This window comes from Streptococcus sp. P25B114, assembly GCF_053010325.1.
In genome coordinates, this window is the sequence record NZ_JBRKNW010000007.1 from 72,005 (window position 1) to 95,450 (window position 23,446).

22 protein-coding genes are annotated in these 23,446 nt (G+C 43.3%); 16 read left to right on the forward strand and 6 right to left on the reverse strand.

Going from position 1 to position 23,446, the window contains the following annotated elements; genetic code table 11:
- Window positions 1-33: 33 nt before the first annotated feature.
- The 3 genes from ACVC7T_RS05025 to ACVC7T_RS05035 are packed head-to-tail and all read right to left on the reverse strand — an operon-like array spanning window position 34 to window position 3,432.
- The gene (locus ACVC7T_RS05025; protein WP_105110216.1) at window positions 34-1,374 is read right to left on the reverse strand and encodes an MATE family efflux transporter; all 1,341 of its coding nucleotides are present in this window, start codon (window positions 1,372-1,374) and stop codon (window positions 34-36) included.
- Window positions 1,375-1,421: 47 nt separating this feature from the next.
- Complete coding sequence (locus ACVC7T_RS05030; protein WP_105110215.1) at window positions 1,422-2,087, reverse strand: potassium channel family protein; 666 nt, start codon at window positions 2,085-2,087, stop codon at window positions 1,422-1,424.
- Between the two features lie 10 nt (window positions 2,088-2,097).
- Window positions 2,098-3,432, reverse strand: coding sequence for a TrkH family potassium uptake protein (locus tag ACVC7T_RS05035; RefSeq protein WP_105110214.1), 1,335 nt, complete (start codon window positions 3,430-3,432; stop codon window positions 2,098-2,100).
- Window positions 3,433-3,639: 207 nt separating this feature from the next.
- On the opposite strand from ACVC7T_RS05035, the gene asnA reads away from it, so the two are divergent.
- The 3 genes from asnA to ACVC7T_RS05050 all read left to right on the forward strand — a co-directional run bounded on the left by asnA (window position 3,640) and on the right by ACVC7T_RS05050 (window position 6,895).
- A complete protein-coding gene (asnA, locus tag ACVC7T_RS05040) occupies window positions 3,640-4,632 on the forward strand; it encodes an aspartate--ammonia ligase (protein WP_447262566.1) in 993 nt (330 codons plus the stop codon).
- Between the two features lie 134 nt (window positions 4,633-4,766).
- Window positions 4,767-6,614 carry a translational GTPase TypA gene (gene typA, locus ACVC7T_RS05045; RefSeq protein ID WP_394719161.1) on the forward strand — a complete coding sequence of 616 codons (1,848 nt, stop codon included), beginning with the start codon at window positions 4,767-4,769 and terminating at the stop codon, window positions 6,612-6,614.
- Between the two features lie 20 nt (window positions 6,615-6,634).
- A complete protein-coding gene (locus tag ACVC7T_RS05050; protein WP_105110211.1) occupies window positions 6,635-6,895 on the forward strand; it encodes a DUF3165 family protein in 261 nt (86 codons plus the stop codon).
- A gap of 72 nt (window positions 6,896-6,967) precedes the next feature.
- Here ACVC7T_RS05050 and ACVC7T_RS05055 read toward each other — a convergent pair whose 3' ends face one another.
- A complete protein-coding gene (locus tag ACVC7T_RS05055) occupies window positions 6,968-8,170 on the reverse strand; it encodes a mechanosensitive ion channel (protein WP_105110210.1) in 1,203 nt (400 codons plus the stop codon).
- 196 nt (window positions 8,171-8,366) lie between these two features.
- Between ACVC7T_RS05055 and murD the strand changes: the two genes are divergently transcribed.
- From murD to ileS, 12 genes are all read left to right on the forward strand, one after another.
- Complete coding sequence (murD, locus tag ACVC7T_RS05060; RefSeq protein ID WP_172022183.1) at window positions 8,367-9,722, forward strand: UDP-N-acetylmuramoyl-L-alanine--D-glutamate ligase; 1,356 nt, start codon at window positions 8,367-8,369, stop codon at window positions 9,720-9,722.
- A complete protein-coding gene (locus tag ACVC7T_RS05065) occupies window positions 9,719-10,807 on the forward strand; it encodes a UDP-N-acetylglucosamine--N-acetylmuramyl-(pentapeptide) pyrophosphoryl-undecaprenol N-acetylglucosamine transferase (protein WP_105110208.1) in 1,089 nt (362 codons plus the stop codon). Before murD ends, ACVC7T_RS05065 begins: the two co-directional genes overlap by 4 nt.
- Entirely contained in the window at window positions 10,791-11,894 is a 1,104-nt protein-coding gene (locus ACVC7T_RS05070; RefSeq protein ID WP_105160845.1) for a cell division protein FtsQ/DivIB, read from the forward strand. Before ACVC7T_RS05065 ends, ACVC7T_RS05070 begins: the two co-directional genes overlap by 17 nt.
- Window positions 11,895-12,045: 151 nt before the next feature.
- Window positions 12,046-13,422: a cell division protein FtsA gene (gene ftsA, locus ACVC7T_RS05075; RefSeq protein WP_105110206.1), complete on the forward strand. Its 1,377-nt coding sequence runs from the start codon at window positions 12,046-12,048 to the stop codon at window positions 13,420-13,422.
- Between the two features lie 26 nt (window positions 13,423-13,448).
- Window positions 13,449-14,699, forward strand: a complete 1,251-nt coding sequence (gene ftsZ / locus ACVC7T_RS05080; protein ID WP_105110205.1) for a cell division protein FtsZ — start codon at window positions 13,449-13,451, stop codon at window positions 14,697-14,699.
- A gap of 1 nt (window position 14,700) precedes the next feature.
- The gene (locus ACVC7T_RS05085; protein ID WP_172073771.1) at window positions 14,701-15,381 is read left to right on the forward strand and encodes a YggS family pyridoxal phosphate-dependent enzyme; all 681 of its coding nucleotides are present in this window, start codon (window positions 14,701-14,703) and stop codon (window positions 15,379-15,381) included.
- A gap of 2 nt (window positions 15,382-15,383) precedes the next feature.
- Window positions 15,384-15,950, forward strand: a complete 567-nt coding sequence (locus ACVC7T_RS05090) for a cell division protein SepF (RefSeq protein ID WP_238140793.1) — start codon at window positions 15,384-15,386, stop codon at window positions 15,948-15,950.
- Window positions 15,951-15,956: 6 nt separating this feature from the next.
- Complete coding sequence (locus ACVC7T_RS05095) at window positions 15,957-16,214, forward strand: YggT family protein (RefSeq protein WP_105110203.1); 258 nt, start codon at window positions 15,957-15,959, stop codon at window positions 16,212-16,214.
- On the forward strand, window positions 16,211-17,002 hold the full coding sequence (locus ACVC7T_RS05100; protein ID WP_105160843.1) for a YlmH family RNA-binding protein: 792 nt from the start codon (window positions 16,211-16,213) through the stop codon (window positions 17,000-17,002). Before ACVC7T_RS05095 ends, ACVC7T_RS05100 begins: the two co-directional genes overlap by 4 nt.
- A gap of 8 nt (window positions 17,003-17,010) precedes the next feature.
- Window positions 17,011-17,691: a DivIVA domain-containing protein gene (locus ACVC7T_RS05105; RefSeq protein ID WP_105110201.1), complete on the forward strand. Its 681-nt coding sequence runs from the start codon at window positions 17,011-17,013 to the stop codon at window positions 17,689-17,691.
- 234 nt (window positions 17,692-17,925) lie between these two features.
- The gene (locus tag ACVC7T_RS05110; protein ID WP_105123562.1) at window positions 17,926-18,366 is read left to right on the forward strand and encodes a GNAT family N-acetyltransferase; all 441 of its coding nucleotides are present in this window, start codon (window positions 17,926-17,928) and stop codon (window positions 18,364-18,366) included.
- A gap of 13 nt (window positions 18,367-18,379) precedes the next feature.
- Window positions 18,380-21,169 (forward strand): isoleucine--tRNA ligase, encoded by a 2,790-nt coding sequence (gene ileS, locus ACVC7T_RS05115; protein WP_447262567.1) that lies wholly within the window; start codon window positions 18,380-18,382, stop codon window positions 21,167-21,169.
- Between the two features lie 64 nt (window positions 21,170-21,233).
- On the opposite strand, the gene ACVC7T_RS05120 is transcribed toward ileS, so the two are convergent.
- Window positions 21,234-21,542 carry a DUF1827 family protein gene (locus ACVC7T_RS05120; protein ID WP_105110199.1) on the reverse strand — a complete coding sequence of 103 codons (309 nt, stop codon included), beginning with the start codon at window positions 21,540-21,542 and terminating at the stop codon, window positions 21,234-21,236.
- A gap of 62 nt (window positions 21,543-21,604) precedes the next feature.
- A complete protein-coding gene (locus ACVC7T_RS05125) occupies window positions 21,605-22,060 on the reverse strand; it encodes an NUDIX hydrolase (RefSeq protein WP_105110198.1) in 456 nt (151 codons plus the stop codon).
- 156 nt (window positions 22,061-22,216) lie between these two features.
- On the opposite strand from ACVC7T_RS05125, the gene ACVC7T_RS05130 reads away from it, so the two are divergent.
- A complete protein-coding gene (locus ACVC7T_RS05130; RefSeq protein WP_447262568.1) occupies window positions 22,217-23,215 on the forward strand; it encodes an MBL fold metallo-hydrolase in 999 nt (332 codons plus the stop codon).
- Window positions 23,216-23,446 lie beyond the last annotated feature (231 nt).

Genomic DNA, 23,446 nt, shown 5'->3' on the forward strand with positions numbered 1-23,446 from the left:
CAATTTCCCAAAACAAAAACACCCAGTATCGAACTAGGTGTTTGCCATGGCTTGTTTAAGCCGTTTTCTGTAAATCAGGCTACTAGGTATGAGGACGAGAATGCTGCCAATCCAGGCTGCAGGATTAGCGGCCGCAACGCCATTGAAGCCGAAATAGTGGAGGCCAACAATGGCCACGAGAGCCCGCATAATCAATTCTCCGAAACCAGCCAGCATAGGTACGGCACCATTTCCCAGCCCCTGGATGAAGCTCCTAAGGATAAAGAGGCTGGCCACAATCCAATAACAGGAGGCATTGATGATGTAGTAGGCCAGTGCCAAGTCAAGAACGGTCTCGCTGGCGTCTGCGATGAAGAGACCTGAGAAGAACCGATTTCCCCAGATAAGAACAAGAGCGAACAAGATAGACCAGGCCAAACTGATATAGAGGGTCTTTTTGACCCCTTCCAAAATGCGGTCATATAGTTTAGCACCATAGTTTTGGGCCGTAAAGGTTGAGATAGCCAGTCCCAGATTCACCATGGGCAACATGGCCAATTGGTCCGTCCGTAGGGCAATGGATTGGGCAGCGATGGCATCGGTTCCCAACTGGTTCATCATGACCTGGAAGGTCAAGGAGCCAATGGCAATAACGCTGGCCTGTAATCCCATTGGAAAGCCAATATTGGCATGTTTGATTAACTCCTCTTTTTCAAGCTTCAAATCGCCTGGTTTTAAGTGGTAATGGGGAATTTTTCTCTTGATGTAAATGATGAGGAAGATAACGGAGAAGGCTTGGGCCAAGACTGTTGCAAAGCCAGCTCCGAAGACGCCCCATTTCATGGTTAAAATAAAGAAAAAGTCAAGGCCGATATTGATGATGCAGGCGATGATGAGGGCGATAAGCGGAGTTCGCGAATCTCCCAGACTACGGATGGCACTGGACAAATAGTTATAAAAGATGGTAAAGGTCATTCCGCCATAGATAGCTAGAAGGAAGTCGTGGGCGTGCTCGATGATATCAGCAGGCGTCTGCATGAGTTCCAGGGTTGGGCGGAGAAAGAGAAGGGAGACCGTCGTCAGTACCAAACTAACGATGGCAGCATAGAAAAGTCCGTGAACAAAGCTTTTCTTGAGGCCAATCAAGTCCCCTGCACCAAAGCGTTGGGCACTAATAATGGTAAGGCCATTAGTTAAGCCTTGGGCAAAGCCTAGAATCAAAAATGTCAGTCCAACAGTGGCTCCTACACTTGCAAAGGCCGTGGTCCCAAGGGTATGGCCAACAATCATGCTGTCAGCAAAATTGTAGGTTAACTGGAAAAAGGAGCCAATCAAGAGAGGGATAGCAAATTGTAAAATAACAGTTAAGGGTTTCCCCTTGGTCAAATCGTTCATATAATCTCCTTAAAATATGAATGATAAATCAGTCAAAACTTGTCACCTTATCCTGTGAACTCTTCAAAATGATCGACCGTGTTGTGGTCCGTTACAGCCATAACGACCTCGTCTTCATTGAAAACATAGTCAGGCGATAACTGGATATTGAGTTCCTTGGTGGTTTTGAGGCGGTAGCCGATAATGTTCATCTTGTAGTTCTGACGCAGCTGCAACTCTGCCAAAGTCTTGCCCAGCCATTTTTTAGGCGGGTAAAACTCAACAATGGACACGTTACCATCCAGCTGGACTAGGTCCGTCGTATTGCGGTGGAGGAGGTGCTTGGCCAGGGAAACGCCTGTTTCTCTTTCTGGTGAAATAATCTTATCAGCACCAATTTTTAAGAGGACCTCTTTAGCGGTCTTGCTCTTCACCTTTGCGATGACCTTTGGAACACCCAGTGCCTTACAGTGGAGGACGGCTAGGACGCTAGACTCCAGATTGTCACCTGTTGCGACGACGACGGTATCACAGCTGTCAATACCTGCGGCCCGCAAGAGGGATTTATCAGTGATATCTCCGACAATACCGCGGGACAGGATGGGCTCCAATTGGTTGATTTGATTTTCATGATTATCGACGGCGATAATGTTGCAGTTGTAGGGATGTAGGGTCTTAGCGATAGTGGTACCAAAAACGCCTAGACCTAAAATACCGATAGTAAATGATGACATGGTTTCTCCTTTAAACAATCATGGTTGATTTTGCATATTGTAATTTATCCTTCTTGTCAGGTTTGTGACTAGATAGACTGACTAGAATGGAGATAGGGCCGATTCTGCCAAAGAACATCAGGAACATGATGATAACTTTTCCAGCCAAACTGAGGAAGGGGGTTAAATTGGCTGTCACACCGACCGTTGCCAGGGCTGACATGACCTCAAACATGAGGAAAATCAAAGGTTGCTTAGCATCTGTCACACTGAGTCCAGCCAAGCCTAAGATAAAGACAGACGTAAAGACGATGAAGGTTGCAAATGCCTTGCGGATGGTCAGATGGTCAATGGTATGGTGGTTGAAATTAGTATGGGGAAGCCCCAGAATTTCGCTGCGTGCATAGAGTAAAAGCGTCAGGAAGGCTGTGATTTTAATACCTCCTGCCGTACCACCAGGGGCTCCTCCCAGCATCATTTGGAAGATATAGAGGAGGAGGGTGATAGGTTCGGCCTTGGTATAATCAATACTGGCAAAGCCTGCTGTCCGCATGGTCACCGTTTGGAAAAAGCTGGTCAATAGTTTGTTGCCCAGCGACATGGAGCCAATAGTGGCAGGATTATTGTATTCTGTGATAAAGGTTAAGACTGTCCCCGCTGCAAGAATGAGTACAGTCAGAGCCAGCACTACCTTGGTATGGAAATGGAGTTTTCTGTGGTGGAATTTCTTGCCTATTTGAGAACGTAAGTCAAACCAGACGGAAAATCCCAATCCTCCCATGATAATCAGAGCAGCCAAGGTTAGATTGATGAGGGGATTTTCAGCGTACTGGACGATGCTGCTGGCCCCTAAATTATCAAAACCAGCATTACAGAAGGCAGAGACAGCCACAAAGACAGAAGAAAATAGACCGTCCTTCCAGCCGTATTCTGGAACAAATTGAAAGGCCAGGAAGAAGGCGCCCAGGGCCTCACTGGCAAAGGTAAAGGCAAAGACAGATTTGATAAAGCTGGAAAAATGCTTGGTGTCCGTTCGCGACAGGGCCTCCTGTAAGGTAGAAGCATTGACAAAACTCAATTTCCGTCCTCCTCGAAGGGAGAAGAGACCGATAAAACTGATTAAGCTCAATCCGCCGATTTGAATCAGGACCATACAAATCAATTGTCCAAACATGTTGTAGGTTTCAGCCACAGGCTTGGTAAATAACCCCGTCACGCAGACCATGGATACCGTAGTAAACAAATGGTCCAGGTAGCTAGCAGTAGAGCTAGCCTTTTGAGCAATTGGTAAACTGAGCAAAAATGAGCCAACCAGAATTACAGCTAGGAAACTGGCGATAATCCGTTGACTAGGTGAAAATTTCATTTTCAAAGCCCCATTCTATTCTATAAAATATGAAGCCATTTTAGCATAATTTTTCCAAAAAGTAAGGAAAGAAGTGGCGAGAAAACAGAAGAACCAGCATTTTGGAAGAAATAATTCATTAAATTTTCAGAATATTTAATAAAATCCTTTACAAGTCCATGAAAATGGGTATAATAGGGAGTATAGAAAAAATTAGGAGGTTTAGGTATGAAGAAAAGTTTCATTCAGCAGCAAGAGGAGATTTCTTTCGTCAAGAATACATTTACCCAGTATTTGAAAGACAAGCTAGAAATCGTTGAAGTGCAGGGACCGATTTTGAGTCGTGTCGGGGATGGTATGCAGGATAATTTGTCTGGCGTGGAAAATGCCGTTACCGTTAATGTCAAATTGATTCCAGATGCGACCTACGAGGTAGTGCATTCCCTTGCAAAATGGAAGCGTCATACCTTGGCTCGTTTCGGTTTCAATGAAGGCGAGGGACTCTTTGTCCACATGAAGGCTCTCCGCCCGGATGAAGAGGATTTGGATGCCATCCACTCGGTCTATGTAGACCAGTGGGATTGGGAAAAGGTCATTCCAGCTAGTCGGAGAAATCTGGCCTATCTGAAGGAAACAGTTGAGCAGATTTACAAGGCCATCCGCCTGACGGAGTTGGCAGTTGAGGCGCGTTACGATATTGAGTCTGTCCTGCCCAAGAAAATAACCTTTATCCACACAGAAGATTTGGTCAAGAATTTTCCTGATTTGACACCTAAGGAACGTGAGAATGTTGTTGCCAAAGAATACGGTGCTGTTTTCCTCATCGGTATCGGTGGTGAATTGGCCGATGGCAAGCCACATGATGGTCGCGCACCTGACTACGATGACTGGACGACACCGTCAGAAGGTTCTTACAAGGGTCTCAACGGAGATATTTTGGTCTGGAATGAAGCTCTAGGTTCTGCCTTTGAATTGTCCTCAATGGGCATTCGGGTGGACCAAGATGCTCTCAAACGCCAAGTAGCTATTACCGGCGATGAGGCTCGTTTGGCCTATGATTGGCATCGTGCCCTTTTGAATGGGCTATTCCCACTTTCGATTGGTGGCGGTATCGGTCAATCCCGTTTGGCCATGTTCTTGCTTCGTAAGAAACATATCGGTGAAGTGCAGTCCAGTGTTTGGCCACAAGAAGTACGTGATAGTTTTGAAAATATTTTGTAAGAGGTTGATTTTCAATCTCTTTTCTTTTTCTTCTCAATCAACTGCTTGAAAACATTTACAACAAGATTATCTGTGATTTTTGCGCCAATCTATGATATACTTTTTTAGTTAAATTAAAAAATACAGAGGATATTATGACAAAACTTAGAGAAGACATCCGTAACGTAGCCATTATTGCCCACGTTGACCACGGAAAAACAACCCTCGTTGATGAATTATTGAAACAATCCCAAACACTTGATGAACGTACGCAGTTGGATGAGCGTGCCATGGACTCAAACGACATCGAAAAAGAGCGTGGTATCACCATCCTGGCAAAAAACACTGCCGTAGCTTATAACGGTACACGTATCAACATTATGGACACACCAGGACACGCAGACTTCGGTGGTGAGGTTGAGCGTATCATGAAAATGGTTGACGGTGTTGTCCTTGTCGTAGATGCTTACGAAGGGACTATGCCGCAGACTCGTTTCGTATTGAAAAAAGCCCTGGAGCAAAACTTGACACCAATCGTGGTTGTTAACAAGATTGACAAGCCTTCTGCCCGTCCAGAAGAAGTAGTGGATGAAGTGCTTGAGCTCTTCATCGAATTGGGTGCAGATGATGACCAGTTGGAATTCCCTGTTGTTTACGCGTCAGCTATCAACGGAACTTCATCTTTGTCTGACAATCCAGCAGATCAAGAAGAAACAATGGCACCAATATTCGATACCATCATCGAGCACATTCCAGCTCCAGTTGATAACTCAGACGAGCCACTTCAGTTCCAGGTTTCGCTCTTGGATTATAACGACTTCGTTGGTCGTATCGGTATCGGCCGTGTCTTCCGTGGTACGGTAAAAGTTGGTGACCAAGTTACCCTTTCTAAACTCGACGGTACAACGAAGAACTTCCGCGTAACTAAGCTCTTCGGTTTCTTTGGCCTTGAGCGCAAGGAAATCCAAGAAGCTAAGGCAGGTGACTTGATTGCCGTTTCTGGTATGGAAGACATCTTCGTTGGTGAGACGGTAACTCCTACTGATGCGGTAGAAGCACTCCCAGTTCTTCGTATCGATGAGCCAACTCTTCAAATGACTTTCTTGGTCAACAACTCACCATTTGCAGGTCGTGAAGGTAAGTGGGTAACTTCTCGTAAAATCGAAGAGCGTCTTTTGGCAGAATTGCAGACAGATGTTTCTCTCCGTGTAGAAGCGACTGATTCACCTGACAAATGGACTGTTTCAGGTCGCGGTGAATTGCACTTGTCAATCTTGATTGAAACCATGCGTCGTGAAGGCTATGAGCTTCAAGTTTCACGTCCAGAGGTTATCATCAAGGAAATCGATGGCGTGAAGATGGAGCCATTTGAGCGCGTGCAAATCGATACTCCTGAAGAATACCAAGGTTCTGTTATCCAATCCCTTTCTGAGCGTAAGGGTGATATGTTGGATATGGTTTCAACAGGTAATGGCCAAACTCGTCTTGTTTTCCTTGTACCTGCGCGTGGTTTGATTGGTTATTCAACAGAATTCCTTTCTATGACTCGTGGTTACGGCATCATGAACCATACTTTTGACCAATACTTGCCAGTTGTCCAAGGTGAAATTGGTGGTCGTCACCGTGGTGCCCTTGTTTCTATCGATCAAGGTAAGGCAACTACTTACTCTATCATGCGTATTGAAGAACGTGGTACCATCTTTGTCAACCCAGGTACTGAAGTGTACGAAGGAATGATTATCGGTGAAAACTCACGTGAAAATGACTTGACCGTTAACATCACGACCGCTAAACAGATGACAAACGTTCGTTCAGCTACCAAAGACCAAACGTCTGTAATTAAGACACCACGTATCTTGACCCTTGAAGAATCTCTTGAATTCTTGAATGACGATGAGTACATGGAAGTAACACCAGAATCTATCCGTTTGCGTAAGCAAGTTCTCAATAAGGCAGAACGTGATAAGGCTGCCAAGAAGAAAAAATTAGCAACTGAAGAATAGAAATCTCAAAGGGGATGGTCATGTTTTATCTGATACTAGCAATATTATTGGTGCTCTTTTATATCTTTTTAGCCCCCAATAATGTACGAGGGACTATCAACCTCATGGTAGCAGTTGTTGCCGTTGTAGCCCTCTTCATCTTTTTAATGCTAGCCTTCCTAAAAATCTTGCAGGTATCTTCAGATATTTGGGTAGGATTTATCGTCATCTTCATCGGCCTATGGGCCATGAGAGACATCTATTATTTAGATAAACCGAGTCGAAAAACAGTGAGAAAATAAGAAGAAGCAGGATTGGAAAGAGTCCTGCTTTTTTGTTATATTAAAAGCCCGACTTACTGTCGAGCTAAGATATTATTCTTTATCAATTTTCTTTTCTAATTTTTCCAATTGTTTGGCTGCGAAGTCACGACCACCGAGACCGAAGGCCAGGGCAAAGGCAACAGCCAAGGCTCCCAGAATAATCGTGAAGGTCGATTGAACGATATTCTGTGCGAATTTCAATTGGTCAAGAGCCATGAAGGCTGCAAAGACAATGAGGCCATAGCGGACAAGGCCAGCTAGGAAGGCATTGTTGGTCACCTTGCTCAAGAAACCAGATAGAATGTTGCCACCAATGACTGCCAAAACAAGAATGGCAATGGCACTAATCAGGGACGGAAGGTAGGCAAGAATGGCTGTACCAACAGCGTTAAAGACTTGCAGGTTAAGAACTTGGATAGCTTGAACAAAGAAGAATACAATAATGATGCCACGAACCAATTGAGCCAGGATAGAGGAAAGTTGGAAGTTGGCATCTTCTTTGTTTGTCAAATACTTAGAGTAGGCATTGATACCAGCAGTTTCAAGAAGATTTTCCAAGAGGTTGCCCAAGAGCTTGGCAATGAAGCTACCAAGAGCGACTAGGACAAGGGCTACCAGGATATTTGGAAGGAAGCCAATGACCTGGTTGAGAATGGTGACGATTGGTTGAGAAATGCTGGTGATACCCAGAGTTTCCAAGGCCAAGGTCAAGATTGGAATGAAGATAAGAACGTAAACGACTGTTGCTAAGACAGTGATGAGTTGTTTAGTGTCAAATGGCAATTTTTCTTGGCCAGTAACCTTGGTGTACCATTTGTCAATTTCCAGACGCTCCAAGAAGGCTTTCAGAAGACCCTTAATGAAGTTACAGAAGAAGGTTCCTACAAAGAGAATCAATCCAGCTGCAATCAAATTAGGAATAAAGGCAAAGAATTTTTGGAACATGCTCGAAATCGGGTCAACAGTACTGCTGATATTCAAGCCCGAAAGGATAGAAGGCAGGAAGAAGAGAATGACCAAGAAATAAACCAGTTGACCGAGGTTTTTAATGATGGCCTGTCCATTATCTTCCGGCTTGAGGACACCCCATTTTTGCAATTTTTGAGCAAATTGAATCTTGTTCAAACCAGCCAGGGTTAATTTACGCAGGAGACCTGCAAGGACAAAGGCAATGATCAAGAGAACGATCATGCGGACAACTCCTGGCAAGGCCGAAACCAAGGGCAGGAAGAGTGTATCGAAAATATTAGACATATAGATACTCCTTAAAAATATATTTCTATTTTAGTCTAACATTTTTATAGGTAGGGTGCAAAGAAAACGCTTTACAGTCTGCTTTTTGTGGGATAAAAGGTAGTATAGGAGGCGTTAGCTTGTTGCTATGGCTTGAAAAAGCCGGGCTTTCAAGGTAAAATAAAGTGTTAGAAAGTTGAGAGATAGGAATTGTAAGATGAAACAAATTGATAGTGTCAGAAATAAAAAGGTCCTGGTTCTGGGACTGGCTAAGTCAGGCGAGTCGGCAGCTCGCTTGCTCCACCAGCTCGGTGCCATTGTTACAGTCAATGACGGCAAGCCGTTTGAGGATAATCCCACAGCTCAATCTCTCCTGGAAGAGGGGATTCGTGTCATCTGTGGCAGCCACCCCCTAGAATTATTGGATGAAGAATTTGCTCTCATGGTGAAAAATCCAGGTATTCATTATCAAAATCCTATGGTAGAGAAGGCCTTGAAAAAAGGGATTCCAGTTTGGACAGAGGTGGAGCTGGCCTATTTGATTTCAGAAGCGCCGATAGTGGGTATCACAGGTTCAAATGGCAAGACCACGACTACGACCATGATTGCGGAAGTTCTCAATGCTGGCGATACATCTGCTAAACTGTGTGGGAATATCGGTTATCCAGCCTCATCAGTGGCTCAAACAGCGACAGAAGAGGACACCTTGGTCATGGAATTGTCTTCCTTCCAGCTTATGGGGACGGAGTCCTTCCGACCACACATTGCTGTGATTACCAACTTGATTGCCAGCCATATTGATTACCATGGGACCTTTGATGCCTATGTTGCTGCAAAATGGATGATTCAGCGTCAGATGACGGCTGACGATTTTATTGTGCTGAATTTTAATCAGCAGGAAGCCAAGGATTTGGCTGCTCAGACTTTAGCGACCGTGGTGCCTTTTTCTACGCTAGAGGTGGTAGATGGGGCTTATTTGGCAGAAGGCAAGCTGTATTTCAAGGGTGAATATATCATGGATGCTGATCAGATTGGTGTTCCCGGCTCGCACAATGTTGAAAATGCCCTGGCGACGATTGCGGTTGCCAAGTTACTGGGTGTGGCGAATCAGTCTATCCAAGAAAGTTTGGCTGCCTTTGGTGGTGTCAAACATCGCTTGCAATTTGTAGGAACGATCAACGATATTTCCTTCTACAATGACAGTAAATCTACTAATATATTAGCTACCCAAAAAGCTCTATCAGGTTTTGACAATAGCAAGGTCATTTTGATTGCCGGTGGTTTGGATCGTGGCAATGAATTTGATGACTTGGTGCCAGATTTAGTTGGATTGAAACAGATAGTGATTCTCGGTCAATCTGCTGAGAGAGTCCAGCGGGCTGCAGACAAAGCGGGAGTGGATACCATTTCAGCGACAGATATTGCTGATGCCACTCGCAAGGCCTTTGAATTGGCTCAAGCAGGAGACGTCGTTCTCCTTAGTCCTGCCAATGCAAGCTGGGATATGTATGCCAATTTTGAAGTTCGAGGGGATGTTTTCCTCGACACCTTTGAGGAGTTGAAAAACAAATGAAAAAAATCGTATTTACGGGTGGGGGAACAGTCGGTCATGTGACTCTCAACCTCCTCCTAATCCCGCGTTTTTTGGAAGAAGGCTGGGAAGTTCACTATATTGGAGATGAAAAAGGGATTGAGCATGAACAGATTAGCCAGTCTGGTCTGGACGTGACCTTCCATTCCATTGCCACAGGTAAACTGCGCCGTTACTTTAGCTGGCAGAATATGCTGGACGTCTTTAAGGTTGCCTGGGGGATTGTCCAATCCTTAGTGATTATTGGCAAAATCCGTCCTCAAGCCCTCTTTTCAAAAGGTGGTTTTGTATCCGTTCCGCCTGTCATTGCTGCCAAGGCTCTCGGCGTGCCAGTTTACATTCACGAATCAGATTTGTCTATGGGACTGGCCAATCGCATTGCCTATAAATTCGCTACAACCATGTATAGCACTTTTGAGCAACCACTGTCACTGACAAAGGTTAAACATGTGGGGGCAGTGACCAAGGTAGGTCAGACCAAGAAGAAAGTCACCCCTATTCAACTGCCGGAAATTCTGAAACAGTTTGATAAAGAGCTGCCAACTTTACTTTTTGTTGGTGGTTCGGGCGGTGCCAAGGTTTTTAATGACCTGATTAGTCAGCATAAATCGGCCTTGACCGAGCGATTTAACATTATCAATCTGACTGGAGATAGCAGTCTCAACAGTCTGGAACAGCACCTCTATCGTGTGGACTATGTGACGGAGCTCTATCAGCCCTTGATGGATTTGGCGGATGTGGTAGTGACCCGTGGTGGCTCCAATACCCTCTTTGAGTTGATTGCCATGAAAAAGCTGCATCTGATTGTCCCGCTTGGATTAAAGGCCAGTCGAGGAGACCAGATTGAGAATGCCAATTATGCGGTCAATAAGGGCTATTCACGAAAATTGGATGAAGAATTTTTGACGCTGGAGTCACTTTTTGATGAAGTGGGTTATTTGTTGACCAATAAAGACCAATTTGTCACACAAATGGAAAACTCCAATGAAATCCAGTCGGTAGATAGTTTCTATGCTATTTTGATGTCAGATATTGAGGGTGGAGGTGCCAATGGGCCACAAAGATGAACAACTGATTTCTGATGAAAACGAAAAACTTGTAGAGGTCCAAGAGATGGAGGAAACTGAAGACCAGGAGGTAGAATCTGAGTCCTTTTCAGAAGAGCAAAGTGATATAGAGCGAGCTGATGAACATTCGCATGTAGAAGGCGATGAGGAAAGTTCTTTTGAGGATGAAGAGACCGATGCTGAACCTATAGCATTGGAAGACTTGGATCCAGATGAAGCCAGCGAATTTTTCAGGAACTGGAAGGAAAAGTTCAAAGAGCACCAACAAATCCAGGAAGAGGAAATCAAGCAGGCAGAAGACCAGACAGAGACTGAGGTAACACCTGTTTCAAAAAGGTCTTTCTTTCCATTTGGACGAAAAAAAGCAGGAGAAAAGAGTAAGAAAACAGAAGCTAGAATTCCTAAGGATGCCCTCCTTAAATCTATTCCGCTTTATTTAGCTGGGCTCCTCATCATTCTCTCTTCTGCCTATCTGATTAGCCCTTTTGGTAAATTGAAAGATATTCAGGTAAAAGGAAATGAGCATATTTCGGAAGAATTGGTAAAAGAGTACAGTAATATCCATGAAAAGGACTATGTCCTATCTGTCCTTCTCAACCGAAAATCCTACACCAAGAATATCGTCAACAGAAGTAATCTAATCAAGGACGTATCTGTTCAATTCCAGCTGCCTAATCGCTTTTTGCTAGAATTAGAAGAATATAAAGAGCTTGGTTTTATCACAGAGAATAATCAATTTTACTCCATCTTATCTAGTGGCGAGGTTTCAGAGGTTCCTACTGAGGAAGAAAATATGCCTCTGAATGCAACAATGGTTCACACAACTGACAGGGAATTGTTGAAAAAAATGGCTTTACAGCTAGCTGAAATTGATGAGAATATTCGCGCCAATATCCTGACTATCGATTTGACACCTACTAAAGCAACCAAGGATTTGTTGACCTTGACCATGGCTGATGGCAACGTCGTCCTGGTGCCAGTTTCAGAGCTAGATATCAAGCTTCCCTACTATCCAAAAATTGCTCGCCAGCTCATTTTGCCGAGTATGATAGATATGGAAGTTGGAGTTTACAGTTATGCTTTATAAAGCAAGGAAATGAGAAAAAATCTTTTAGAAATAAGCATGAAAAATAGCCATTTTAGAATGTTATATGGTATAATTAAGGATGAATAATTCTATTTATCTAAAAAATGGATGCTTTTTTAAAATGAGATGAAAGTAAGAGAGGACTGACAGAATGGCTAGAAACGGCTTTTTCACGGGATTAGATATTGGTACAAGCTCCGTTAAAGTCTTGGTTGCGGAATATATTGATAATGAAATGAACGTTATTGGAGTAAGTAACGTTAAGAGTGCTGGGGTCAAGGACGGGATTATCGTTAACATTGATGTTGCAGCCGCAGCAATTAAAAAGGCCTTAGAACAGGCTGAAGAAAAATCTGGGATTCGCATCGATAAGGTAAACGTCGGTTTGCCAGCAAACCTTTTGCAAATCGAGCCTACTCAAGGGATGATTCCAGTCACAACAGATTCCCAAGAAATTACAGACTTGGACGTTGAAAATGTTGTTAAATCAGCCTTGACCAAGAGCATCACACCAGAGAGAGAAGTGATTTCCTTTATTCCAGAGGAATTTGTGGTGGATGGCTTCCAGGGAATCAAAGATCCCCGTGGAATGATGGGAATCCGTCTAGAGATGCGGGGTATGCTCTACACAGGTCCAAGAACTATTTTGCACAATTTACGTAAAACCGTTGAGAGAGCTGGAATCCAAGTTGAGCATGTTGTGATTTCTCCTCTGGCCCTAACAAGGTCCGTTCTCAATGAAGGTGAACGTGAATTTGGTGCTACGGTGATTGACCTCGGTGGTGGTCAGACAACTGTTGCAGTTATGCGTGGCCAAGAGCTCCAATACACGAATATCTACCAAGAAGGTGGCGACTACATCACCAAGGATATCTCTAAAGTCCTTACTACATCTCAAAGTATTGCTGAAAATCTTAAATACAACTACGGTATCGCTTATCCAGCAGATGCAACTGAAAAAGAAACATTCACTGTTGAAGTGATTGGAGAAAGCAAGCCTGTTGAAGTAACAGAATTGTACTTGTCAGAAGTGATTGCTGCTCGTCTTCGCCAGATTTTCAATAAAATCAAACAAGATTTGGAAAGAACACGAGCATTGGAATTACCAGGCGGGATCGTTCTTGTCGGTGGTGGAGCAATTCTTCCAGGTGTTGAAGAATTAGCAGAAGAAGTTTTTGGTGTAACGACAAAAATCTTCGTACCAAATCAAATTGGTATCCGTAATCCATCCTTCGCACATGTGATTAGCCTAGTTGAGTATGTCGGTCACCTGAGTGAAGTGGAAAAAATTGCACAATATGCTGTAAACGGTGAGGCTCAGCTACGTATCAAACCAGTTGATATTCAACCAACAAGTCGAGTTCAAGTTCAACAGCCTGTAAGAGATTTTGAAGATGAAATCGCTGATGAACCGGTATATGATACGACCGTAAAACCATACGGACAAGAAGAATATGGTCAAAACGAGGAACCAAAAGTTAAGTTGACCGATCGTATCCGTGGTCTCTTTGGAAGTATGTTTGAATAATGAATGAAGGAAAAGGTAAATAATCTATGACAATTTCATTTGAAACGGCAAATACTGGTGCTGTAATTAAAGTTATTGGTGTCGGCGGTGGCGGCGGAAATGCTATCAACCGCATGATTGAAGAAGGTGTAGCTGGCGTAGAATTTATTGCGGCTAACACAGATGTTCAAGCTTTGAGCAGTTCAAAAGCTGAAACAGTCATCCAATTGGGACCTAAGTTAACTCGTGGTCTTGGTGCTGGAGGTCAACCTGAAGTTGGTCGTAAGGCTGCTGAGGAAAGCGAAGAAACTCTGAAAGAAGTTCTTTCAGGTGCAGATATGGTCTTTATTACAGCTGGTATGGGTGGAGGCTCTGGTACAGGTGCTGCACCAGTTATCGCCCGTATCGCCAAAGAGTTGGGTGCCCTTACTGTAGCAGTTGTAACTCGCCCATTTGGTTTCGAAGGAAACAAGCGTGGTAACTTTGCTATCGAAGGTATTGATGGTCTGCGTGAGCAAGTAGATACTCTCTTGATTATTTCAAACAACAACCTCCTTGAGATTGTTGATAAGAAAACTCCGCTTTTGGAAGCCTTGAGTGAAGCAGACAATGTCCTTCGTCAAGGTGTTCAAGGGATCACAGACCTCATCACTAACCCAGGTTTGATCAACTTGGACTTTGCGGATGTGAAGACTGTGATGGAAAATAAAGGCAACGCCCTTATGGGTATTGGTATCGGTACTGGTGAGGACCGTGTCATTGAGGCGGCTCGCAAGGCGATTTATTCACCATTATTGGAAACAACTATCGATGGTGCTGACGATGTCATTGTCAATGTGACCGGTGGTTACGATATGACCTTGACAGAAGCAGAAGAAGCTTCAGAAATCGTTCATCAGGCAGCCGGTCAAGGTGTAAACATTTGGTTGGGTACATCAATCGATGAATCGATGAAAGATGAAATCCGCGTAACCGTTGTTGCGACAGGTGTTCGTCAGGATGGACCTTCTGCTAAAACATCGCCATCAGGTACAACCAAACATCACCGTCCTGAGGTCGTTTCTGCAGCCCGTTCTGCGGCTCGCTTTGACTACACCTCAACACCGGCACCAACTCCTTCTTCTGTTCAACAAGCAGAAGTTCCAAAAGCTTCAGCATTTGGTGAATGGGATTTACGTCGCGAGAATTTGTTGAAATCTTCTGAGCTTGAAGCACGTCCTAGTATTTCGGTTGAGAAATTTACAGTCGAAGAAGATGAAGATGAGTTAGACACTCCACCATTCTTCAGAAATCGCTAGTATGACCATAAAAGAAAACGTTGCAAGGGTGGGCCAAGCAGTTGAACAAGCCTGTTTGGAAGCTGGTCGCCCATTAGAATCGGTAAAGGTAATAGCTGTCACAAAGTATGTTGACAGCTCTATTACTAGAGAATTGATTGAAGCTGGTGTGACAGATATTGGGGAAAATCGGGTGGACAAGTTTCTCGATAAGTACCATGCCCTGAAAGACCAGGCAGTAAGCTGGCATCTGATTGGAACCCTGCAAAGAAGAAAAGTCAAGGATGTTATCAATTTTGTTGATTACTTCCATGCCTTAGACTCTCTTAAGTTAGCAGAGGAAATTCAAAAACGGGCAAAGAAACCAATCAACTGTTTTTTACAGGTCAATGTTTCTAAAGAAGAATCAAAACATGGTTTTTACGAGGAAGGGATTGAACCGGCATTGGTTGAATTGGCTAGGTTAGATAAGGTAAGATTGGTCGGTCTCATGACCATGGCACCTATCAATGCTGATAAAGAACAGCTCAGTCAAATTTTTCATCAAACAAACGCAATCAGAGAAAGATTAGCAAATTTGAATCTCCCTAATATGCCTTTTACGGAATTAAGTATGGGAATGAGTGGAGATTTCAAGGAAGCAATTGAGGCGGGCTCGACTTTTGTTCGCATTGGGACAGCGTTTTTTAGTAAGGGAGAGTAAAAGTGGCATTCAGAGATACATTTAAAAATTTTTTCACCTACTTTGAAGTGGATGATAGTGCTGAATTAGAAGATTCAACCGGCCATCAAATGCCCAATGAACAGCCCAAATTGCAAGTTGCTAAGAAAGAAGTTACAAGAGAGCAGGCTTTACCATTGGAAAAAAGAAGAGGAACTGGGAGTCATTCTTCGGAATCCGTTGCCAATATTCAACGGTTGAATGAACGGCAGCAAGAATTGCTCGCAATCAATGGTCCTGAGAGAGAGAAGAAGACAACCATCGACATTAAGTTTCCTAAGCGATACGAAGATGCACCTGAGATTGTGAATCTATTGTTAGAAAATGCAAGTATTTTAATTGATTTCCAATTTATGACAGAGCAGCAAGCTAGGAGATGTTTGGATTATCTGGATGGGGCTCGGTCAGTCTTGGCCGGAAATCTTAAAAAGGTTTCCAATTCTATGTGGCTATTGACCCCGGTTAATGTTCGGGTAAATATTGATGAGTTGAGAAATGTGAACTCTGGCCAACATTTGGACGGGCAGTTCGATTTCGATATGAAGCGGTAAGACATCATGTGGTTACTAGTACAAATCCTGCTAAAGGCTATTGATGTCTATGCAAGCATTTTATTGATTTATGCTCTCATGACTTGGTTTCCAGCTCTTGTCCAATCTAGGATTGGTCAACTAATTAGATGGCTTGTTGAGCCCATTTTGATACCGTTCAGAAGATTGAACCTACAATTTGGTGGATTCGATTTCACTATCTTGGTGGCCTATCTGTCTCTTCAAATCTTATCGAGAATTCTAATAGGATTGGTAATTTTATGAAGGATAGGCAAGTCATCCTGCAACACTATCAAAAGTCGGAGCAAGATTTTGTTGAGCGGATTTATGAAATGTGTCAATTTGTAGATAGGACTTCCATCGACAGGTTGACAGATTTTCTTAATCCAAGACAGGTCATGATTACTGAAGCAATTGCCGGGAAGTTTAATCTCTTTGCTCATTCGAGTGGGCATCATCTTCCGACGGAATATAGCAGGCTCATTATTTCAACAAGCGATCAATTGCCAGAGTTTGCTGACTATGAAATTTCGATTTTAGAAGTTGATTTTAACAGAAAGTTTCATCAGCTTAGTCATTCGCAGATTTTAGGAACACTCTTAAATCGTTTGGGTATTCAGCGGAAATTTCTGGGAGATATTTTTATCAATGATCAGGAAATTCTCCTGTTTATTGATGAAAAATTTAGTACCATTCTCTTAATGGATGTTGAAAGGATTGCAAAGGTTCCTGTAAAATGGAAGATGCGGACAACTGAATCAGTGAGCTTGGAGCACCATATCCAGGTTGACAAGAGGGTCATTCTGGCCTCCAGTTTGCGATTGGATAAATTAGTAGCTGCTGCTTTTCAACTATCTCGTTCAGCAGTTGTGAAGCTAATTGAGTCAAACAAGGTCAAGGTTGACTATGCTGAAATTAGTCAGGTTTCAAAAACTCTTGAAATAGGTCAATTGGTTAGTGTGCGTGGCTTCGGAAGATTCCGATTGGTAGACCTGCTCGGAACATCCAAGCAGGGGAAATTTAAAATAGAAATAGAAGTGACAAAAGTATAGGGGGAAATATGGCCTTAACAACACTTGAATTAAAAGATAAGACCTTTGGGACAAAATTCAGAGGCTATAATGCTGATGAAGTTGATGAGTTTTTGGACATTGTCACCAGAGATTATGAGGAATTGGTTCGTCTGAAGCAAGAACACGAAGCAGAATTGAAAGCCTTGCGCGAACGCCTCACTTACTTCGATCAGATGAAGGAATCGTTGAGCCAATCTGTCTTGATTGCCCAGGATACAGCTGATCGTGTAAAAGCAGCAGCGGAAGAGCGTGCCTTTAATATTAAGCAACAGGCTGAATATGATGCGCACAATCTTCTCAACGAAGCCAAAGAGAAGGCAAATGAAATCCTTCGTTTGGCGACAGACAATGCTAAGAAGGTTGCAGTAGAGACTGAGGAGTTGAAGAACAAGACACGTGTTTTCCATCAACGTCTTCGCTCTACTTTGGAAAGCCAGCTTGCCCTTGTAAATAACGCTGAGTGGGAAGAAATTCTCCAACCAACGGCGTCTTATTTGCAGACAAGTGACGAAGCTTTCCGTGAGGTCCTGGTTAAAGCGATTGATGAAGATGTGGAGTTGGAAGAGTTAAACCTTGATTATACTCGCCAGCTTACAGCTGAAGAAATTGCTGAACTCAATCGCCAGGCAGCTGCTATTGAAGCAGAATTGGAACAATCAGCAGACTAATTACATACTGATGAAGCAAAAACACAACGAATATTGATAGGTTTAGCGAGCAGGTGACGGTGGAAGACTTGTACTCACTCAATAGGAGTTATCATTTTGCGTATTTTTCCTTGAACTCAAGTAGGGGAAAACGTCTGTTCACGTTACGAACGTAGAGGGATAGGGGAAACTCTGTCTAAACTAAGGTGGTACCACGAACTTTCGTCCTTATTGGCGGGAGTTTTTTTGATGCTTATGATACGATTAGAAGAAGTAACGAAAGAAAATTTTGATGCCGTGCTAGATTTAAGTCTGGCAGAGGAAGACAAGCGTAAAGTGGCTCCGGTGGAGTATTCGCTTGCTCAAGCCTGGCTTTATCGAGAGGAAGAGAGGCTCTATCCCCTGGCTGTTCGTCTTGGCAAAAGGATTGTCGGTTTTGTCCTCCTTTCGGTAGATAAGGACAGGCAAACGGTCTTGCTCTGGCGCTTGCTGATTGATAAATCCTATCAAAACAAGGGCTACGGCCAGGAGGTTATTCGACAGGTAATGGTCCTAGCTAGGCAAACATTTTCTTGCCACCAGCTAGTCACTAGCTACGTCATCGGTAATCATAAGATGCGGTACATCTTAGAAAAACTCGGTTTCCAGTCAGCTGGAATGACTGGACATGAAATAAAAATGGTAATTACCCTATAAAAAAGGAGATATAATGAAACTAAAAGAAACACTCAATTTAGGTAAGACAGCCTTCCCAATGCGTGCAGGCTTACCAACACGTGAGCCAGAATGGCAAAAGGCTTGGGATGAAGCAAACTTGTATGCTCGTCGCCAAGAACTAAATGCAGGCAAACCTGCCTTCCACCTCCACGATGGCCCTCCATACGCTAACGGAAATATCCACGTTGGACATGCTTTGAACAAGATTTCTAAAGATATTATCGTTCGCTCTAAGTCAATGTCTGGTTTCCGTGCTCCATTTGTACCAGGTTGGGATACACACGGCCTTCCTATTGAGCAAGTCTTGGCAAAACAAGGTGTCAAGCGCAAGGAAATGGACTTGGTTGAATATCTTGAAATGTGTCGTGATTATGCTCTTAGTCAAGTTGACAAGCAACGTGATGATTTTAAACGCTTGGGTGTTTCTGCAGACTGGGAAAATCCATATATCACCTTGACAAAAGACTATGAAGCAGCTCAGATCCGTGTCTTTGGTGCTATGGCAGACAAGGGCTATATCTACCGAGGGGCTAAGCCAGTTTACTGGTCATGGTCATCGGAATCTGCCCTTGCAGAAGCTGAAATCGAATACCATGACATTGACTCAACATCTCTGTATTATGCCAACAAGGTCAAAGATGGCAAGGGACTCTTGGATACGGATAGCTACATCGTTGTCTGGACAACGACTCCATTTACAGTAACGGCTTCTCGCGGTTTGACCATGGGAGCAGACATTGACTATGTCTTGGTTCAACCTGCTGGCTCTGACCGTAAGTATGTCTTGGCAGAAGCCTTGGTAGATAGCTTGGCAGCCAAATTCGGTTGGGAAACCTTTGAAGTGATTTCAAAACACAAGGGTGCTGAATTTGAATACATTGTGACAGAACATCCATGGGATGCTGAAGTGGATGAATTGGTCATCTTGGGTGACCACGTCACAACGGATTCTGGTACAGGTATCGTCCATACGGCTCCAGGTTTTGGTGAGGATGACTACAATGTCGGTGTCAAATATGACTTGGAAGTTGCGGTAACTGTCAACGAACGTGGCTTGATGAATGAAGCGGCGGGTCCTGATTTTGAAGGTCAATTCTATGACAAGGTTGTACCAACGGTTAAGGAAAAATTGGGTGACTTGCTCCTTGCTAGTGAAGTAATCAATCACTCCTACCCATTTGACTGGAGAACCAAAAAGCCAATCATCTGGCGTGCAGTGCCGCAGTGGTTTGCTTCTGTTTCTAAATTCCGTCAGGAAATCTTGGACCAAATCGAAGCAACGACCTTTATTCCTGCTTGGGGTAAAACACGTCTTTACAACATGATCCGTGACCGTGGGGACTGGGTTATCTCTCGTCAACGTGCTTGGGGTGTGCCACTCCCAATCTTCTACGCAGAAGATGGTACAGCCATTATGACCAAGGAAGTAACAGACCACGTTGCTGCCCTTTTTGAAGAGCATGGGTCTATCATCTGGTGGAAATCTGAAGCAAAAGACCTCTTGCCTGCTGGTTTCACCCATCCAGGTTCACCAAATGGCGAATTTACCAAAGAAACTGACATCATGGACGTATGGTTTGACTCAGGTTCGTCTTGGAATGGCGTTATGAATGCCCGTGAAAATCTTGCCTACCCAGCAGATCTCTACCTAGAAGGTTCAGACCAATACCGTGGTTGGTTTAACTCATCCTTGATCACCTCTGTAGCCGTAAATGGTCATGCGCCATACAAGGCTGTCTTGTCACAAGGTTTTGTCTTAGATGGTAAAGGTATGAAGATGTCTAAATCTCTTGGAAATACCATTCTACCAAGTGATGTTGAGAAACAGTTTGGTGCAGAAATCTTGCGTTTGTGGGTGACATCCGTTGATACGTCAAATGATGTCCGCGTATCTATGGACATCCTTGGACAGGTTTCTGAAACCTACCGTAAAATTCGTAACACCCTTCGTTTCTTGATTGCCAATACTTCTGATTTCAATCCTGCAAGCGATGCGGTAGCCTACGACGAACTTCGTTCTGTTGACCAGTATCTTTTGGTGAAATTTAACAAGTTAGTAGCTCAAATCCGTGAAGCCTACGACAATTATGATTTCATGGCAATTTACAAGTCTGTCGTAAACTTTGTAACACTTGATTTGTCAGCCTTTTACCTCGATTTTGCCAAAGATGTCGTCTACATTGATGGTGCTAAATCCCTTTCTCGTCGTCAGATGCAAACAGTATTCTATGACATTTTGGTGAAAATTACCAAGCTCTTGACACCAATTTTACCACACACAGCAGAGGAAATCTGGTCTTACTTGGAATATGAGGCAGAGGAATTTGTCCAATTAGCAGAAATGCCAGAAGTAGAAACATTTGCGGATGAAGAACAGTTGTTGGCAGACTGGGAAGTCTTTATGACCTTCCGTACTCAGGCTCAGAAGGCACTTGAAGAGGCTCGTAATGAAAAAATCATTGGTAAGTCACTGGAAGCACATTTGACTGCTTATGTTTCAGCTGAAACTAAGGCGTTCTTGGAGAGCTTGAATGCAGACCTTGCTCAGTTACTCATCGTTTCAAACTTGAGAGTAACCACGGAAGCAGCTCCTGAAAGTGCACTTGTGGTGGATGAAGTTGCCTTTGAAGTAGAACGCGCAGCAGGTGAAGTATGTGACCGTTGTCGCCGTATTGATACTAGCGTTGTGGAACGGAGTTATGGCGCAACCATCTGCGACCACTGTGCAAGTGTTGTAGAAGAAAACTTTGCTGAAGCAGTAGCAACTGGATTTGAGGCATAATGATATGACAAAGTCTATCGAAAGATAGGCTTTTTCGTCTAAAAAAAGAAACCGTTCTGGTTTCTTAGATTTCGCTGACGATTGGGAAGGACATCTCAATCAATTTATCTGTGTGGATTGTGCGGATGGCTGCTTTGTTTATCTTCCGTTCATCAATCTTGCGATGAAGGAAAAAATCACGGATTTTTTCAATTTCTGACTGTTGGACAGAGCGGTATTTATTGCTGATGAGGAGTTCGTAGTGGCGGGGAGCCTGAGTGAAGATAACATCAGTATTTCCCGCAGAATAAGTCTCTACCAAAAATGCATCCGTATTGGCCAGTTGATTTTGAACCAACTGGCTATGGCTATTGGTTGTATTTATAATTTTCATGCAAAACCTCCTCTAACTCTATGGCTTCATTATAGCACTATCAGCAAGATTTGACTAGTCTTTTATAGTGTTTTTTGATCTAAAATCCATTGTTGCACGCCCCATTTATGGCTACCTCGTTTTAATTTTTCAAGGGCTTCTTGGATGGGAAACCAGGCAAGATGATTAAAATCTTCTAGTGGTTGTCCGATTTGATGATAGCTCTTAACCTGGTAGATGTAGGCAGGGTTGTGGAAGTGGGTATCTCGGTGGCTGGAATAAAAATATTCATCCGCCTGGCCATAATAATGCCCAATTTCAGCTGTAAATCCCAGTTCTTCCATCAATTCTCTTTCCAGGGCAATGAGGTGGTTTTCGCCTTTTTCAATTTCTCCACCCGGTAAAAACCAGGCGCCATTTGGTGCTTGAACCAGGATAATCTTATCATTTTCTTCATTTGGAATAACAGCATAGACTCCCTGGCGTAATTGATAGTCGACTCCTACTTGTTTTTCTCCAAATACTGCAATCTGTTCCATATTTTCCTCGCTTGATGTTTAAGAGCTTGAATTGTTAACATTATACCATTTTTTCATTATTTTTCCTTATGGAAGATGTTATCAAGTGTAATAATTTCAAGGCTCTATAATGTGCTATACTTAGATTATGGAAAACGATTACAAAAGGAGGGGCTCATGAAGGAAATCTATCCAAATATTTATACTTTTCCCATTGTATTGCCCAATAGTCCATTGAGAGAAATCCATGTTTACGTGATAAAAAGTCCGGAAAGGTCGGTCTTGATTGACACGGGCTACAATCATCCAGAATCTTTTGAAGCTATGTTAGCAGGATTGGCTGAATTAGGATTGGAAATGAAGGATGTTGACCTGGTTTTGACCCATCTCCATGCAGATCACACAGGGCTAGCGACAAGATTTTATCAGGCTGGCGCTAAAATTTATGCTGGTCGTGTGGATGGGATTTTGATGAATGAGATGGCAACGGGTCCTTATTGGGACAGGATGAATGATTATCGTCAGCTATATGGTATCTCCAGGGATGAGATGGCTGTGGAGGACAACCCTGGTTTCAAGTTTCATCTATCTAGTCAGGTCCCTTTTGATATCCTTGAGATTGGCAAGTATTTCAAGGTTGGAGGCTTTAAATTTGAAATTATCAATCTCCAAGGCCATACACCAGGGCACATCGGTTTATTGGACCGTCAGAAACAGCTCTTAATTGGAGGAGATACGGTTCTGGATCCGATTACTCCTAATATTACCTTTTGGGGATGGGATTATCCCAATATCCTAGGAACCTATCTAGCAACCCTGGATAAATTAAGACGAACACCGCTGCGTTTAATCTTGCCTGGCCATCGTAAGCCTATTGAAAATCATTTGGAGCGGATTGGAGTTTTAGAAACCCATCATTTTGAACGTTTACAGGAAATTTTAGACAGCATTTCGGAGGGTGAAAAGGTCACTGTCAGGGATGTATCGGCACGGATTAGTTGGCGCATTAAGGCTGGTAGTTGGGAGGCCTTTCCAAAGGCTCAGAAATGGTTTGCTAGCGGTGAGACCATGGCCCACCTAGATTATTTGGTGCATACGGAACATCTAACTATGACTATCGAGGATGGCGTTGCCCAGTTTGTCAAATTGCGTTCCAACATCACTCCTGTTGATTGATTTCTTCATCAGTTATAGGGCGGGCAAGGATGATTGGTTGCACATAGGCGCGCTTGCGATTATCTCGATGTTCGCGATGATTTAGTTTTTTCTCTTTCAAAAACGGCTCTTTGTCAACTGTAGTGGGTAGATGAAAAGCTAACACCTAGAGAGGACGAAATTCGTTCTCTCATTTTTGATGTTTAAAGCAATATATATCTTGTTTTTAAAGTTCGTAAAGTTCCTAAATCC